General features: G+C 72.9%; 13 protein-coding genes and 1 pseudogene. 6 read left to right on the forward strand and 8 right to left on the reverse strand.

Going from position 1 to position 16,207, the window contains the following annotated elements; all coding sequences use genetic code 11:
- Positions 1-84: 84 nt before the first annotated feature.
- The 4 genes from ABZ877_RS38340 to ABZ877_RS38355 form a co-directional block, all read right to left on the reverse strand.
- Complete coding sequence (locus ABZ877_RS38340; protein ID WP_003977404.1) at positions 85-459, reverse strand: RNA polymerase-binding protein RbpA; 375 nt, start codon at positions 457-459, stop codon at positions 85-87.
- A gap of 254 nt (positions 460-713) precedes the next feature.
- Complete coding sequence (locus ABZ877_RS38345) at positions 714-2,069, reverse strand: MFS transporter (protein ID WP_361081000.1); 1,356 nt, start codon at positions 2,067-2,069, stop codon at positions 714-716.
- A gap of 48 nt (positions 2,070-2,117) precedes the next feature.
- Complete coding sequence (locus ABZ877_RS38350; RefSeq protein WP_361081002.1) at positions 2,118-2,897, reverse strand: glycerophosphodiester phosphodiesterase; 780 nt, start codon at positions 2,895-2,897, stop codon at positions 2,118-2,120.
- Positions 2,894-3,490, reverse strand: a complete 597-nt coding sequence (locus ABZ877_RS38355) for a hypothetical protein (protein ID WP_361081037.1) — start codon at positions 3,488-3,490, stop codon at positions 2,894-2,896. The genes ABZ877_RS38350 and ABZ877_RS38355 overlap by 4 nt, the downstream gene beginning before the upstream one ends.
- A gap of 218 nt (positions 3,491-3,708) precedes the next feature.
- Here ABZ877_RS38355 and ABZ877_RS38360 point away from each other — a divergent pair, with 218 nt between their 5' ends.
- Positions 3,709-5,208 carry a PLP-dependent aminotransferase family protein gene (locus ABZ877_RS38360; protein ID WP_361081004.1) on the forward strand — a complete coding sequence of 500 codons (1,500 nt, stop codon included), beginning with the start codon at positions 3,709-3,711 and terminating at the stop codon, positions 5,206-5,208.
- A 1,199-nt stretch (positions 5,209-6,407) separates the two neighbouring features.
- On the opposite strand, the pseudogene ABZ877_RS38365 reads toward ABZ877_RS38360, so the two are convergent.
- Positions 6,408-7,919, reverse strand: a pseudogene (locus ABZ877_RS38365) (hypothetical protein); the annotation flags it as partial.
- A gap of 37 nt (positions 7,920-7,956) precedes the next feature.
- Complete coding sequence (locus ABZ877_RS38370; protein WP_324767692.1) at positions 7,957-8,151, reverse strand: hypothetical protein; 195 nt, start codon at positions 8,149-8,151, stop codon at positions 7,957-7,959.
- Between the two features lie 286 nt (positions 8,152-8,437).
- On the opposite strand from ABZ877_RS38370, the gene ABZ877_RS38375 reads away from it, so the two are divergent.
- Both ABZ877_RS38375 and ABZ877_RS38380 read left to right on the forward strand, forming a co-directional pair.
- Positions 8,438-8,830, forward strand: coding sequence for an ankyrin repeat domain-containing protein (locus tag ABZ877_RS38375; RefSeq protein ID WP_361081006.1), 393 nt, complete (start codon positions 8,438-8,440; stop codon positions 8,828-8,830).
- 278 nt (positions 8,831-9,108) lie between these two features.
- A complete protein-coding gene (locus ABZ877_RS38380; protein ID WP_361081008.1) occupies positions 9,109-10,518 on the forward strand; it encodes a HEAT repeat domain-containing protein in 1,410 nt (469 codons plus the stop codon).
- 27 nt (positions 10,519-10,545) lie between these two features.
- Here ABZ877_RS38380 and ABZ877_RS38385 read toward each other — a convergent pair whose 3' ends face one another.
- Both ABZ877_RS38385 and ABZ877_RS38390 read right to left on the reverse strand, forming a co-directional pair.
- Entirely contained in the window at positions 10,546-11,409 is an 864-nt protein-coding gene (locus ABZ877_RS38385; RefSeq protein ID WP_361081010.1) for a putative hydro-lyase, read from the reverse strand.
- On the reverse strand, positions 11,406-12,728 hold the full coding sequence (locus ABZ877_RS38390) for an MFS transporter (protein ID WP_361081012.1): 1,323 nt from the start codon (positions 12,726-12,728) through the stop codon (positions 11,406-11,408). Before ABZ877_RS38390 ends, ABZ877_RS38385 begins: the two co-directional genes overlap by 4 nt.
- A 167-nt stretch (positions 12,729-12,895) precedes the next feature.
- Here ABZ877_RS38390 and ABZ877_RS38395 point away from each other — a divergent pair, with 167 nt between their 5' ends.
- The 3 genes from ABZ877_RS38395 to ABZ877_RS38405 all read left to right on the forward strand — a co-directional run bounded on the left by ABZ877_RS38395 (position 12,896) and on the right by ABZ877_RS38405 (position 16,180).
- Positions 12,896-13,594: a GntR family transcriptional regulator gene (locus ABZ877_RS38395; protein WP_361081014.1), complete on the forward strand. Its 699-nt coding sequence runs from the start codon at positions 12,896-12,898 to the stop codon at positions 13,592-13,594.
- A gap of 68 nt (positions 13,595-13,662) precedes the next feature.
- Positions 13,663-15,189 (forward strand): hypothetical protein, encoded by a 1,527-nt coding sequence (locus ABZ877_RS38400; protein WP_361081016.1) that lies wholly within the window; start codon positions 13,663-13,665, stop codon positions 15,187-15,189.
- 91 nt (positions 15,190-15,280) lie between these two features.
- Positions 15,281-16,180: a hypothetical protein gene (locus ABZ877_RS38405; RefSeq protein ID WP_361081018.1), complete on the forward strand. Its 900-nt coding sequence runs from the start codon at positions 15,281-15,283 to the stop codon at positions 16,178-16,180.
- Positions 16,181-16,207 lie beyond the last annotated feature (27 nt).

Here is a 16,207-nt window from a genome sequence, read left to right on the forward strand (position 1 = left end):
CCCGACCACGGGCGGCCGGCCCCGCCCCCGGTGGCCGCGCCCCCCCCCCGGCCGTTTTTCGTACAGGTGCCGCGCACCCTCGGGTCAGGCCGACTTGCGGCTGTCCCTCGGGTGGACCGCGATGTTCATCGCGCCCGAACGCAGGACGGCCAGACGCTCCTCGAGGACCTCTTCGAGCTCCTCGCGGGTGCGCCGCTCCATCAGCATGTCCCAATGCGTACGCGCCGGCTTCGCCTTCTTCTCCTCAGGACCGTCGCCGTCCACGAGAAGTGCCTGGGCCCCGCAGACCTTGCACTCCCACTCCGGCGGGATCTCGGCCTCCACCGAGAAGGGCATCTCGAAGCGATGTCCCTTCTCGCATGCGTACTCCACGGCCTGGCGCGGAGCCAGGTCGATACCGCGGTCCGTCTCGTAGCTCGTCACTACGAGGCGCGTTCCGCGAAGAGCTCGCTCACTCATGAATCGTGCCTCCCGGGCTTGTCGCCCACAGGACAGGTGTCGCTGTCGTCGTCATCCGGTCAACGTCCGGTCGGCGGTAAAGATTCCCGTTCCGGGCCATGCGTCGCCGTCGTAGCCGCCCCTTGTTGTACCCACCAACGCCCGGTTTGTCACATCTGACACCAGATGTCACCTAGCGTCCAGCAACCTTGACGTGCAGTAACGGTACGCCTGGCAGGCCAACCGCGTACACTACCGGCCTTTGCCTTCAGGTGCTAAATCCGGGTCGGTACGTCGTTGCCCGCGTCGCGCACCGCCCGCCGCACCGGAACGCGCGCGAGCAGGGCGAAACCCACCAGGAAGAACAGCACCAGGGACACGATCGCGTCCCGGTAGCTCCCGGTCAGTTGGTACGCGAGCCCGAACACCAGGGGCCCCAGCCAGCTCATGCCCCGGTCGCTCATCTCGTACGCGGAGAAGTACTCCGCCTCCTTCCCGGCCGGCACGAGATGCGAGAACAGTGACCGTGACAGGGCCTGAGTACCCCCGAGGACGAGTCCGATGCCGACCGCGAGGGCGAAGAACCACACCGGGGACTGACGCGGCAGGAAGTAGCCCGCCCCGATCGTCACCGTCCAGGCCACCAGCGAGCCCAGGATCGTGTGCTTGGCGCCGTACGCGCGCGCGAGGCGCCCCATGGCGAGCGCCCCGGCCACCGCGAGGACCTGGACGAGCAGCACGGCCACGATGAGCGTCGACTGGCCGAGCCCCAGCTCCTCGGAGCCGTAGACGGAAGCCTGCGAGATCACCGTCTGCACGCCGTCGTTGTAGACGAGGTACGCGAGCAGGAAGGAGAGCGTCAGCGGGTAGCGGCGCATGTCCCTGACCGTGGCGACGAAGTGGCGGAGGCCCGGCGCCGTACCGGCCGGGCCGGGCGCCGTACGCCGGTCGCGCAGGCGGCGTAGGGGCACCACGGTGAACGCACCCCACCACACACCGGCCGACGCCAGACAGATCCGCACCGCCGTCGACTCCGTGACACCGAAGGTGTCGTGCGACGTGTACAGCCACAGGTTCGCCAGCAGGACCAGGGCGCCCGACGCGTAACCGAGGGCCCACCCGCGCGAGGAGACCGCGTCCCGCTCCTCCGGCGGCGCGATCTGCGGCAGATAGCTGTTGTAGAGCACCATCGAGACCGCCAGGGAGGCGTTCGCGATCACCAGGAGCGCGCCGCCGAGCAGATAGCGGTCGCCGGACAGGAAGAACATGCCGGCCGTCGCCGCCGCGCCCAGATAGGCCGAGGCCGCGAGCAGCGGCTTCTTGCGGCCCGTACGGTCGGCCGCGGCGCCCGCGAGCGGCATCACGAACAGCGCGAGGACCACCGACAAGGAGACCGTGTACGCGAAGAAGGAACCGGCGCGGACCGGGATGCCGAGCGGGTGGACGAAGCCGTCCGCGTCGGCCGCCGCCTTCGCGACCGAGGTGAGGTACGGGCCGAGGAACACGGTCAGGACGCTCGTCGAGTAGACCGAGCAGGCCCAGTCGTACACGTACCAGCCGTGCTGTTCGCGTCTGCGGCCGGCGGGGGCACTGGCCCCGCTCGCCGTCCCCCGCACGGTGTCGGTGCCCACCCGTGTTCCCCTTGCCGTTCCCCGTGGTGCGGCGCCGCGCGGCGGCCCTCAGGCCCAGGCGCCCCGGTCCTTGAGGACGTCGCGCAGCGTCTCGATGTGATCGGAAACTATGCCATCGACCCCGAGGTCGAGCAGCCGCCGCATCTCGTCCTCGTCGTTGACCGTCCACACGTGGACCTGCAGCCCGCGCGCGTGGGCGGCCCGTACGAAGCGCCGGTCCACGACCCGGACCCCGTACTGCCCGACGGGAACCTGGGCGCACACCGCCGTGCGGCGCAGGGGGAAGGGGAGCCCGTACGACCGCAGGCGCAGACCCAGGACGCCCCGGGTGCCGTACGACGTGGCGAGGCGCGGCCCGGCGAGCGCCTGGGCGCGGGCGACGCGCGCCTCCGCGAACGAGCCGACGCAGACGCGGTCCCACGCGCGCGTGCGCTCGATCAGGTCAAGGAGGGGGAGCAGCGCGGGCTCCGCCTTGACGTCGACGTTCCAGCGCACCTCGGGGAAGGTCTCCAGCAGCTCCGCGAAGAGCGGCACCGGTTCGCTGCCCGCCACGCGCGCGTGCCGCACCTCGCTCCAGGGCAGGTCGGCGATCCGGCCGCTGCCGTCGGTGACCCGGTCGAGCGTGGCGTCGTGGAAGGCGACCAGACGCCCGTCGGCCGTCGCGTGCACGTCCGTCTCGATGTAGCGGTAGCCGAGGTCGACGGCGCGGCGGAACGCGGCGACCGTGTTCTCCAGGCCGTCCGCCGCCCCGCCGCGGTGCGCGAAGGGGAGCGGGCCCGGATGGTCGAGGTAGGGGTGCGGCGAGGGGCGGCGTACGGGGTTGGTCACCGTCGCAGTATCGCCCCGCGCGCGGGGGCGCGGGCCACCACGGCCGAGTCGGTGCGCGGCCCCGGAACGGCGAGGACCCGCAGGAAGAACTGGGCCAGCGGGCCGATCGCGAGGGCGTAGGCGATCGTGCCCGCGCCGATCGTGCCGCCCAGCAGGAAGCCGGTCACCACGACCACGACCTCGACGGCGGTGCGCATGAGGCGGATCGAGCGGCCCGTGCGCCGGTGCAGGCCCGTCATCAGCCCGTCGCGCGGCCCCGGGCCGAACCGGGCCGCGATGTAGAGGCCGGTCGCGACCCCGTTCAGCGCGATCGCCACCACCATCAGCGGGATCCGCACCGCGTAGGCGTGCACGTCCGGCACGACGGCCAAGGTGGCGTCCATGGCGAGGCCGACGATGAAGACGTTCGAGACCGTGCCCAGGCCGGGGCGCTGGCGCAACGGGATCCACAGGAGCAGCACGATCGCGCCGACGATGATCGACACGACCCCGATGGAGAGACCGGTCCGCTCCGCGAGCCCCTGGTGCAGCACGCCCCACGGCTCCAGACCGAGCCGCGCCTCGACGAGGAGGGCCGAACTGGCGCCGAACAGGGCGAGTCCCGCGTAGAGCTGGAGGAGGCGGCGGGGGAGGTGGCGGGAGGCGGGCGTGGTTGGCGTGACGGACGCGTCCGGTGGCGTGGGTGGCGCGGATGGATTCGGTGGTGCGGACAAGAGGTCCCCCGGTGGTGGTTGTGGCCTGCTGCATGACACTCTGTGGCTCCCAGACGCCTGTCAACCATGGCCAATTCCGGAAAGGTGGACTGATTCGTATGGCTCAGTGGACTTCGGCGATCGGATCGGCCCAGCTCGCCCGGTTGCTCACCTCGCAGCAACCCCGCCCGGCAGGGCCCGGCACCCGCCGCCCGCCCGCCTACCGCGCCCTCGCCGACGGCGTCCGCCTGCTCGTCCTGGAGGGCCGCGTCCCGGTCGCCGCGAGACTGCCCGCCGAACGCGAACTGGCGCAGGCGCTCTCGGTGAGCCGCACCACGGTCGCGGCGGCGTACGAGGCGCTGCGCGGCGAGGGGTTCCTGGAATCGCGGCGTGGGGCGGGCAGTTGGACGGCCGTCCCGGCGGGCAACCCGCTCCCCGCGCGCGGCCTCGAACCCCTGCCGCCCGAAGCGCTCGGCTCGATGATCGACCTCGGTACGGCGGCGCTGCCCGCGCCCGAACCATGGCTCACGCGCGCGGTGCAGGGCGCCTTGGAGGAGTTGCCCCCGTACGCCCACACGCACGGCGACTATCCGGCCGGGCTGCCCGCGCTGCGCGCGATGATCGCCGAGCGGTACACGGGGCACGGCATTCCGACCATGCCCGAGCAGATCATGGTCACCACCGGGGCGATGGGCGCCATCGACGCGATCTGCCACCTCTTCGCCGGCCGGGGCGAACGGGTCGCCGTCGAGTCACCCAGCTACGCCAACATTCTCCAGCTCATGCGCGAGGCGGGCCTGCGGCTCGTCCCCGTCGCCATGGCGGACGGCCTCGACGGCTGGGACCTCGACCGGTGGCGGCAGGTGCTGCGCGACGCCGCGCCCCGGCTCGCGTACGTCGTCGCCGACTTCCACAACCCGACCGGCGCGCTCGCCGACGAACAGCAGCGCCGTTCGCTGGTGGACGCCGCGCGCTCGGCCGGTACGGTGCTCGTCGTCGACGAGACGATGACGGAGCTGCGGCTCGACGAGAACCGGGTGATGCCGCGGCGGGTCTGCGCGTTCGACCCCGCGGGTTCGACCGTGATCACCGTCGGCTCGGCCAGCAAGGCGTTCTGGGCCGGCATGCGCATCGGCTGGGTGCGGGCCGCGCCCGACGTCATCCGCAGCCTGGTCGCCGCGCGGGCGTACGCGGATCTGGGCACGCCCGTCCTCGAACAGCTCGCGGTGAACTGGCTGCTCAACACCGGTGGCTGGGAGGAGGCGGTACGGCTGCGCCGCGACCAGGCACGGGAGAACCGGGACGCACTCGTCGCGGCGGTCCGACAGGCGTTGCCGACGTGGGAGTTCGACGTGCCCGACGGCGGCCTGACCCTTTGGGTCAAGGCGGGCGGCCTCTCCGGCTCCCGCCTCGCCGAGGTCGGCGAACGCGTCGGCGTCCGCGTCCCCTCCGGCCCACGGTTCGGGGTCGACGGCGCGTTCGAGGGGTACGTACGACTGCCGTTCACGGTGAGCGGCGCGGTGGCGGAGGAAGCGGCCCTCCGCCTGGCGACGGCGGCGCGACTGGTCCGGGAGGGGCAGGGGGCGGGCGGGGAGGCTCCGCGAACGCTGATCGCGTGAGGGCGGGTGCGGGTGCGGGTGCGGGTGCGGGTGCGGGGGCGGTGCGATGCGACTGCCCGCCCGGCGGACCGGCGCCGCTCACCGCTCACCGCTCACCGCTCGGCGAGCGCCTCCACCTCAGCGGGAGCGGCGGCAAGGGGAACACCGTTGGCCACCCGGCCGGGCTCGGGTTCTGCGGGGGCGGGCTCTGGCGGGGCGGGCTCTGTGGGGGCGGCTGTGGTTGGGAGGGGCTGGGTGGGGGTGGGTTCTGTTGGGGCGGGCGGTGTTGGGGGGGCCTTCGCTGGGGCGGCGTTGGCGGGGAGGGGCGCCGTCGGGTCGGCCTCTGCCTGGTCGGCCTGGGTGGGCTCGGTCTGGGTGGCCTCTGTGGGGGCGGGTTCTGTTGGGGTGGTGTTGACGGGGAGGGGCGCCGTCGGGTCGGCCTCCGCCCGGCCGGGCCCTGCCGGGGTTGCCTCCATGGGGGCGGCTGCCGTCGGAGCAGTCTTGCCTGGGACTGGCCCTGTCGTAGCGGGCTCCGCTGGGACGGGCCCCGTCGGAGCGGAGACCGCCCGGTCCCGCCCCGTTGGGGCAGGTTCTGTCGGGCTTGGTGTGTCCTGCGCCGGGGTGCTCTGGACGATCTCGCCCCCGGGTGCCTTGGCCTTGATCGGCGCGTTCGGCCCGGGTTCGTCCCGGATCGAGGTGTCCGGGACAGGGGTGTCCAGGACCGGGTCCGGCGCGTTCTGCACCGGCGCGTTTCCGGTCAGTGCGGAACGCACCGGAGCTTGCTCGACCGGTGCGTCCGGGATCGGCGCGCTCCGAGCCCATGCCCTCCGCGCCGGTGCGCCCTGCACCGATCCGTTCTGCGCCGGAGCTTGTTGCGCAGGTGCCTCCTGCACCAAACCGCTCGGCGCCGGAGCCCGCTCGACCGGTGTCTCCGGGCCGAGCCCGCCCGCGACCGGGGCCCGCTGGACCGGCGTCTCCGGGCTCAGCCCGCCCGCAACCGGAGCCTGCTGGACCGGCGTCTCCTGGCCCAGCCCGCCCGCAACCGCAGCCCGCTCGACCGGAGCTCCCCCGTTCTGGGGCAGGCCATCCTGGGACGGGGCCTGGGAGACTGCCTCCCCCGGGATGTCCCCCGGGATGTCCCCCGGGATTTCCTCCGGGATCTCCTCCGGGATCTCCTCAGGGGCCGCGACCGGAGGGGCCGGTGCCGGTGTTGCAGGGGGCGGGGTGGCGCGGGTCGGGAGCAGGGCGATGACCGCCTGGCGGTGGGCCTCGCTCGTGGCGTCGTCGTCCGGGTCGGGAGTGGCCGGTACCTGGAGGCGGAGGACGGGGCCGGTGCCGAGGCGGGCGTAGCCGCGGCCGGGAGGGGCCTCGGCGGTCGGCGTGGTGAGGGGGAGCGCGCCGAGGACGTCCTGGAGCTCCGCAGGGGTGGCGGGGCCGAGCACCACGCGCGCGCGGGTGTGCAGGCCGACGTGTTCGCTGAGGGCGCCGAGGCTGTCGAACTGTTCGGCGACGACGACCGTCACGCCCGCCGCGCGCCCGTGCCGCAGCGGAATCTGCAACAACGACTGAGGGTCCTCGCGGCCGTCCGCCGCCGCCAGGTGGCCCAGGGCGCTGGGCCGGTCGAGCAGGATCCACAGGGGCCGTCGGATGTCGTCCGGCGCCGGGTGCCCGGCCTGCCGCGCGCGGTTCGCGGAGATGAGCCGCCGCTCCGTCTCGTGCGCGGCCCATTCGAGCGTGGCGCGGGCGCCCGCGAGCCCGGACTCGACGGCGAGGACTCCGGCCCGCCCGATCAGGCAGGCGTAGTCACCGGTCCCGCTGCCCTCGATGACGAGGACGTCCCCGTGCTGGAGGGCTTGGAGCGCGATGGAGCGCACGAGGGAGGTCGTGCCCGTGCCGGGCTGGCCGACGACGAGCAGGTGCGGCTCGGTGGAGCGGATGCCGGTGCGCCAGATGACGGGCGGCATGTCGCGCTGCTCCTCGCCGACCATGACGGGGAGGGTGCGCTGGACGCCGGTCTCGTCGGTGAAGCCGAGCACGGTCTCGCCGGGGGACGTGACGAACCGCTGGGCGGCGATGCCGGTGGGCAGGGGGGCGAGGACGGTGACGGTGAGCCGGTTGCCCTCCTCGTCCCACCCGAACCAGTACTCGCGGCCCCGGCCCAGCTTGGCGTTGAGCAGTTGTTCGATACGGGCCCGGGACTCGGGCTCGCCGTCGGTGAAGTAGGCCGGGTAGCGCAGGGAGAGGCTCTCGAAGCGGCCGTCGCCGTCGAACTCGTAGGACTCGAACGCGTTCTCCCACTCACCGCCGTGGGCGTACAGGGGGCTGGGGTCCTCGGCGACGGAGAAGTACGGGACGAGCGCTTCGTAGAGCGAGGAGAGCCGCTGGACCTGCGACTCGTCGGGGCCGGTCGGCTCGGCCTTCTTGGGGTCGCGGCCCTTCCAGGCGGCCACCGCCATGAGGCAGACGAGGGCGAGCAGGGGCGCGTAGGGGAGGAAGACGAGGACCAGGACGGCCGCCCCCGCGAGGAACAGCAGCGGGCTGCGCCGTTCCTTCGGCGTCTCCACCCATTTGCGCCGCCCGGCGGCGGCCAGCCGGCGCAGGCCACGGGTGATCGTGATGAGCGGGTGGAGGATGTCGGTGGCCCCGTCGGCGGCCGTCCGTGCCATCTCCCGGCTCCGGGCGATCGAGGCGCTGCCGGTGCTCAGGATGCGGGGGAGTGGGCGCCTGGCCACGTCGGTCTCCTGGGGGTGTGTGCGGGTGGGTGCGGCGTCAGAACTTGATCCCGCCGAGCAGGCTGGCGAGGCTCGCGCCGCCTGCCTTGATGCTCGGGGCGATGGCCGTGCCCGCCAGGTAGAAGCCGAGGAGGGCGCAGACCAGTGCGTGCGAGGCCTTGAGGCCGTCCTTGCGGAAGAACAAGAAGACGATGATGCCGAGCAGCACGACGCCCGAAATGGAGAGGATCATGAGGGTTCTCCTGGTTGATGGGGACAGTCACCATGAGTTCTTCCAGGCTCACAGCATGTATCTATACGACAAAAGGTGCAAACGGGTGGATTCTGCTGGTATTCACCCGTACAGCAGGCAGTAGGAGGGTTCCCTCGCCCCGTCGTGCCGTCGGACTCTCGTCCGCACTGGGGGTGATCTTTGCCTCGGCGGCGTCGGCTCATGTGCCGTCGGCGGGCAGTACTCTGTCGATTCACTCGTACGGCCGCACGGCCGTACCGGCACACTTGGAAAGGCGGTCCGGCCGATGAGCGAAGCCCCCGACCCGGAGGTCGTGGAGCTGGCCACGAAGATCTTCGACCTCGCCCGGCGGGGCGAGAGCGAGGCGCTCGCGGAGTATGTGGACGCGGGCGTTCCGGCCAACCTCACGAACGACCGCGGCGACACGCTCGTCATGCTGGCCGCCTACCACGGGCACGCGGACGCGGTCCGTGCCCTCCTCGCGCGCGGAGCCGACGCCAACCGCGCCAACGACAAGGGCCAGACCCCGCTCGCCGGGGCCGTCTTCAAGGGCGAGGAGGGCGTCATCCGGGCCCTGCTCGACGGAGGCGCGGATCCGGCCGCGGGCACTCCTTCGGCCGTCGACACGGCCCGCATGTTCGGCAAGGCGGAGCTCGTGGAGCTCTTCGGAGCTTCCTGACGCACAGCGTCTGACCAGGCAAAACGGGGGTGCGGGAAATGTGGTCGCGGCGGGCAGAACCGCTGGGTCATGATGACGACGTGATTTCCGGACGCGACGGTAGGGCAGGTGATGCCCAGGAGCCGCGCGGGCTGTGAACGGCCCGACCGGGCCAAGGACGAGAGGCAAAGAGATGGTCTACAGCAAGCAAGAGACGGCGGGCGCTCCGACGTGTTGTCGCGTGGCCAGGTAGTTCCAGGTCCCCGGTTGCGTCGACGCTTGATGTGAGGCTGTTTCCCATGTTCGAACCGGTCATAGCGCCCAGCGGTACGCTGCTCGGCCTGTTGCAGCGAGGCCGCGGCGACGGCACGCTGCACGCGCTGACGGCCCCGAGGGCCGAGGCCCTCGCCGCCCTCGATCACTGTGTGCTGAGCGACCCCCGCCACGACTGGCAGGTGGAGAACCGCTCCCTCTACTACGCCCGCCTCTACCTCGACCTCCACGGCGAGCTCGGGGAGATCGAGCGGCACCTCTTCGGCCCCGACGACGTCCTCGACACGGACGAGAACCGCACCGGGCTCGCGCTCGCGGTCCTCGGCCACCTCGCCTCGTACGGCAGGCAGGACGCCCTGGAGCTGCTGCGCAGGTACGCGGCCTTCGGCTCGAACTGGGCCTGGGCCCTGGACGAACTGGCCCTGCGCGACGACGACGCCGGTCTTCGCGCCCTCGCCGAGCCGATCCTCGCCAGGTTCCCCGCGCAGGACGAGGCCGCTCTGGTCGCCGCCGTCCGTGACGCCTACGAGCCGCGGCCCTGGCGGCTGTGGGCCGAGGATCCGCGCCCGCACGTGGGCGCACGCGTGCGTGCCGCGCAGGAAGCCGGCTCGTTCGACCGCTGGCAGCGCCAGATGACGCCCTCGGGACCGCGCCCCGGGTGGAGCGTGCAGGCCGTCTTCGACTGGGCGCAGGAGGGCTTCGAGCGCGGCGCCGTCCTGTACGTGCCCGCCGCCCGCTGCCTGACGGCCGTAGCCGGGCCCGAGGACCGTGCGCAGATCGTGCGGGCCGCCCGGGACGGCGACGACGGGGCGCGCTGCACCGCCCTGCGCTACCTCGCCGACGCGCACGATCCCGACGTCCTCGATCTCATCGAGGCCGCCGTCGAGTCACCCGCGCGCGTGGTGGTGGATGCCGCCCTCGACTCCTTCGAACGCATGCGCAGTCTCGCCGCCGTGGAGCGCGCCCGCCGCTGGGGCCGCCGGCCGGACGCGCTCGGCGCCGCCGCGGGCCGCGTGCTCGCCTGCCGGGGCGGCGCCCAGGACAGCGACCTCGTGCTGTGGGCCCTGCGCGAGGCGGTGCGCGGCGACGGACCCGACGCCCCCGCCCTGTGGCCCCTCGTCGACGGGGCCGGACGGCTCGGCATCGCCTGCGCCGCCCCCGTCCTGCGTCACATCTACCGCGAGACCGCCTCCTCCCATCTGCGCGGGCACGCCGCCCGCGCCCTCGCCGTCACCGACCCCTCCTTCGCCGCCGGGTTCGCCGTCGAATGCCTGTGGGACTGCGAGGAGTCCACCCGCGAGATCGCCGCCCGTCATGCCGAGACCGGCGATGCCCGCGTGGTCGACCAGCTCCGCCGCCTCGCCGCCGACCCGGCCGAGGAGGCCGAGGTGCAGACCGCCGTACGGGCAAGGATCGGCCCGGAGGCGGCGGCCTGACGGTCCTCCGGGAGCGTGTGCCGCCCGCTACAGGACCCGGTGCTGTTCGTCCCGGGTGTCCGTGACGAACATGTGGCCCGGCGCGTGAGTGATCGCGAACGGGGGCCGCGACGCCATCACCGCCGCCTGCGGAGTCACCCCGCACGCCCAGAAGACGGGGATGTCCCCGGGTTCACGGTCCACCGGGTCGCCGAAGTCGGGGGCGTCCAGGTCCTCGATGCCGAGGGCGCCGGGCGGCCCCAGATGGACCGGGCCGCCGTGCACGGCGGGCATCAGCGCGGTCTCCCGTACAGCGGCCTCCAGGGCGTGCTGCGGCACCGGGCGCATCGACACGACCATCGGCCCGTGCAGCCGCCCGGCCGGGCGGCACGCGCGCGTGGTGACGTACATCGGCACGTTCCTGCCCTGCTCGATGTGGCGCAGCGGCACCCCGGCCGCGGCGAGCCCCCACTCGAAGGTGAAGCTGCAGCCGATCAGGAACGACACCAGGTCCTCGCGCCAGACGTCGACGACGTCCGTCGGTTCCGCCGCCAACTCGCCGTCCCGCCACACCCGGTAGCGCGGCAGGTCGGTGCGCAGGTCCGCGCCCGGCGCGAGCGGCGTCGTCCAGGAACCGGCGTCCGTCACGTCGAGGACGGGGCACGGCTTCGGGTTGCGCTGGCAGAACAGCAGCATGTCGTAGGCCCAGTCGGCCGGTACGGAGATGAGGTTGGCCTGGGTGTGGCCGCGCGCCCAGCCGGCGGTGGGGGCGCTCGCGCCCGAGCGGAAGTGGGCGCGGGCCTGTCGCGGCGACCAGGACGCGGTACGGGCATCGGCACAGGTGTCCGTACGGGCTTCTGCACGGGCTTCCGTACGGGGGTATGTACGGTCGACGGGGTTCACAGTGTTCACAGGAGTTCCCTTCCGCGTGTCTCCGGCAGTCCGAGGAGCGCCACGACCGCCAGGCCGTAGCCGATCGCCCCGAAGACCAGGGCGCCGCCCACCCCCCAGCTGTCGGCGAGGAAGCCGACGAGGGTGGGGAAGACCGCGCCGACGGCACGGCCCGTGTTGTACGTGAAGCCTTGTCCCGTACCGCGTACGGCCGTCGGATACAGCTCGCTGAGGAAGGAGCCGAAGCCGCTGAAGATGGCGGACATGCAGAAGCCGAGCGGGAAACCGAGCACAAGGAGCAGGGTGTTCGCGCCGTCCGGGATGTTCGTGTACGCCACGATGCACAGCGCGGAGAGCGCGGCGAACAGGACGATGTTGCGCTTCCTGCCGAGCCGGTCGGTGAGGTAGCCGCCGGTCAGGTAGCCGAGGAACGCGCCGGAGATGAGGAACGACAGATAGCCGCCGGTGCCGACCACGGTCAGGCCCCGGTCGTCCTTGAGGTAGGTGGGCACCCAGGTGGCGAGCGTGTAGTAGCCGCCCTGGACGCCGGTCGACAGGAGGACCGCGAAGAGCGTCGTGCGCAGCAGGCCGGGCTCGAAGATCGCCGCGAGCTGCGTGAGCGCCCCCTTGCGCGGGCCCGACTCGCGCGCCCGCGTGGCCTCCGGCGCGTCCTGGACGCGGCGGCGCAGCCACACGACGAGCAGGGCGGGCAGCGCGCCCGTCCAGAACATGACGCGCCAGGCCAGATCCTCGTCGAGGAGCTGGAAGACCAGCGTGTAGACGATCGCGGCGAGCCCCCAGCCCACCGCCCAGGAGCTCTGGATGGCGCCGAGCGTACGGCCCCGGTGCTTCGCGGAGGCGTACTCGGCGACGAGGACCGCGCCGATCGCCCACTCGCCGCCGAAGCCGAGCCCTTGCAGGGCGCGGAAGACGAGCAGCGCCTCGTAGGTGGGCGCGAAGCCGCAGGCCACGGTGAAGACCGCATACGTGAGCACGGTGATCATCAGGGCCTTGACGCGGCCGATCCGGTCGGCGATGACGCCCGCCGCCGCGCCGCCGACCGCCGAGACGACCAGCGTGACCGTGGTGATCAGCCCGGTCTGGCCGCTGTTCAGGCCGAAGTAGGCGGCCAGCGCCACCATGCTCAGCGGCAGCGTGAAGTAGTCGTAGGAATCGAGGGCGTATCCGCCGAAAGCGCCCGCGAAGGCGCGACGGCCGCGCGGGCCGAGGGCGCGCAGCCAGCCGAACGCGCCGCTGTCCGCGGCGGGTTGGGGCCCGGAGTCGGGCGTGGGCCGGCCGTCGGGGAGGGTCGCGCCTGGCGTCGGTGGGGTCGTGCTCATGGGCACCTCGCAGGGGATGTGTGTGCGTGGCGGTGCGTACGGGATGAGCGAAGAGCGCGCGGAAGGGCCCGGTCCCGGAACCCCTCTGGACGTCAAGGTAGGGGATCGTTGAACGATCCCTCAATACCCATGTTGTTTCGTTCCTGTATCTGCGCTTGAATTCGGCCGTGGCCACGGAAGAACTGCACGCACTCGCCGACGACCGCCCGCTGCTCGGGCGCACCAGCACCGCCGAGCGCGTCGCGGACATCCTCAGGAGCCGCATAGCGGACGGCTTCTTCCCGCCCGGCACCCGGCTGTCGGAGGACAGCATCGGCGGCGCCCTCGGCGTCTCCCGCAACACCCTGCGCGAGGCGTTCCGGCTGCTCACGCACGAGCGGCTGCTCGAACACCGGCTCAACCGCGGCGTCTTCGTGCGCGTCCTGAGCGTCGACGACGTCGAGGACATCTACCGGATCCGGCGCATGATCGAATGCGCTGTCGTGCGCTCCCTCGGCGAACCCCCGTACGCGGTCGACGGGGTGGCCGCGGCCGTCGCCGACGGGCAGCGCGCCGCCAAGGCCCGCGAGTGGAAGGGCGTCTCGACCGCCAACATCCACTTCCACCGCGAACTCGTCGCCCTCGCGCGCAGCGAGCGCACCGACGAACTCATGCGCAGCGTCCTGGCCGAACTCCGCCTTGCCTTCCACGTCGTGGACGACCCGCGCCGCCTCCACGAGCCCTACCTCGCCCGCAACCACACGATCGTCCAGACGCTCCGGGAAGGCCGCAGGGACGACGCCGAGGCGCTGCTCGCCGCCTACCTCGACGACTCCCGCGACGGCCTCGTCGAGGTGTACGCGCAGCGGGTCACGGCCGAGCGGTAGACGCCCGGGACCGGGTCGCATCTGCGTCGTTTCGACCGTTGTCAGACCCAGCGCCTAGTCTGTGCTCCGTGACTTCGCCTGCCACCACGGAATCCGTTCCGCCCCAGCTCAGCGCGGGGCCGCGCCCCGCACCGGGGCCGGCCGCCGACGAGGGGCTCGCGCGGCGGCTGCGCGCGCTCGCCTGCACCGCGCCGCTGCACGATCTCGACGTGCGCAAGGCCAATCTGGCGGGCGAGTACTCGACGTACGGCATGGCCGAGGTGGCGCTCAGCGCGATCGACCTCGTCACGCTCAACATGGACTTCGACACCGGCGCCGACCACGAGCAGATAGTGGCGCGACTGGTGCCCCGGATCGCCGCCCAGGCGCCCCAGCGGCCCGCCGCCGAGCACGAGCGCGTCGCCCGCTGGGTCCTGGAGAATTTGATCAACGTCGGCTCGGTGGACCGCGGGTTCCGCGCCGTGTACGGCACGTTCGCGCAGGACGGCTCCTATGTGCGGCGCGACTACGACTTCAAGCTGATCGAGGAGGTCCCGGGCCCCGGCGGCAGCGTCTACCTCCGGACCACCGACGAGGCCGTCAATGTGCTGGTCGGCGCCCTCGACACCGATGTCACCAGCGCTCAGATCGCCGCCGAGGTGAAGCTGGAGGTGCTGATCAGCCGAGGCCGCCTCGCCGACGCCCAGCTCGCCGCCGAGCAGGCCCGGTACCGGACCGTGCAGTACTCCGAGACGCTGCGCAAGGCGCTCGACGCCACGCGCCGCAATGTGCGCGCCGTCGACTGGCTGAAGGCCGTCCCCGACATGATCGCCGAGGCGCTCGACCACGTCGCCGACCGCTACCGCCACGAGAACGCGATCCTGACGAACATCCGCAAGGCGCGCGACGAGTCCGAGGACCCGGAGCAGAAGCGCCGCGCCGCCGAGCTGGTCGACATCGTCAAGGACTGCATCCGCCGCCACACGCAGCTCCAGTCCCGTCTCCTGGAGGCCGGGCCGCTGTTCCGCGCCGAACAGGACCGCCAGGCGTTCGCGACGCCCTCCGCGCGCGCGGGCCTCGATCTGTACGGGCAGCTCGTCGCGCCGCTGCTGCCGCTCCCGGTGCAGGACGCCCGCAAGGTGACCGACGCGTTCTTCGCGCACGGCACCGGGCTGCGCACGCCCGTCTCCGTCCGCGTCGGCGACCTGGTCGACATACTGCTGACCCCGCCGATGGAGCGGGAGCACCTCGGCGCCGAGATGCCCGAGCCCGACCTCATCGCCACCCCGGACGACAGCCGGTTCAGCGAGGAGCAGCTCGCGAGCGCCAAGGAACTGCTCGACCTGCCCGCGGACGCGCCGCGCCGCCTCTCCGGGCTCCTCGCCGAGGCCCGCAAGCGCGACCCCGAACTTCCGTACCTCGTCGCGTTGTTGGCGGTGCACGCGGCGAGCCCGCCCGTCGGCACCGCCTACCGCCAGGGCGAGGGCACGCTGCTCTTCGCCGTGGACGACGGCACCGAACTCGACGACCCGGAGTTCGGCGGCGCCGACCTCATCGTGGGCACGGCCCTGCTCGACGCCGCCGGAATGGCGGCCGACCGGACGGAGGCCGCGTGACGTACCGAGAGGTGCCGTACGGAAACGTGCCGTACAGAGACGTGACCCGCCGATGTGTGACCCGCCAAGACACCACCAAGGAGCACCGCCCGTGACCGAGCACCCCGACGACTACGCCGACTGGGGCGAGCCCGAGTCCGCGGGTGCGGGCGCGGTCAAGGCCCCCGCGCCGGTCACGCCCGCCGACGCCGCCGACGCGGCCCGGCTCGTCTCCTTCGGCCTCCAGCCCAAGCTCCAGCCCTCCCGCGACCAGGAGTACGGCGAGCTGCTGCGCCGCTACCGCGAGGACCCGTCCTTCGCGCGCCTCGCCGACGCGGTCGCCACCGGCCTCGGCCTCGTCGTCCTGGAGGTGTCCCCGCGCGCCGGGATGGCCGTGACCGCCGCCGAGGACTCCGTCTTCGCCGTCCGCATGGGCGACTACGCGCGTCGTACCGCCGCCGACTCCACCGACCGCTTCCTGCACGGCCTCGCCCACCTCGCCGTCGCCGCGCTCGCCTTCCCCCGGCCCGAGGACCTCGCCGACGACGGCTACATCGGCCGCGTCAGCGTCAACGGCGTGGACGCGTTCGTGCGCCAGGCCTGCCGCAAGCTGGAGGAGCGCGCCGACGAGCTGGGCGAGAACACCGACCCGGCGACCGACGCGCCGGGGCTCGAAGCGGCCTGGCGGATCTGGGCGCGGCGCAGCTCCACCGGCGCCACCAAGGACGCGCGCCGCCTCGCGGGCTCCACGACCGGCATCGTCGCCAAGGCCGTCGCGTTCCTGACGGACTCCGGGTTCCTGCAGAGAACCGGCGACGACGGCGGCGGCACCTATCGCACCACCGCCCGTTATCAGTTGCAGGTCCGCGACATGGCCGGTACCGCCGCCATGGCCGAGCTCCTCGAACTGGGGGTGGTGGCCGTCACCGACGGCTCCGCGAGCCTCGTGCCGCCGATGGACGAGGACGCGGCGGAGCTGGTCGCGGACGCGGGCCTTCCGTTCCACTCCTGACCGCCTGCCACGACCCCGACCGTCCCC

This window comes from Streptomyces sp. NPDC046939 (assembly GCF_040644575.1).
In the GTDB taxonomy this organism is placed as follows: Bacteria; Actinomycetota; Actinomycetes; order Streptomycetales; family Streptomycetaceae; genus Streptomyces.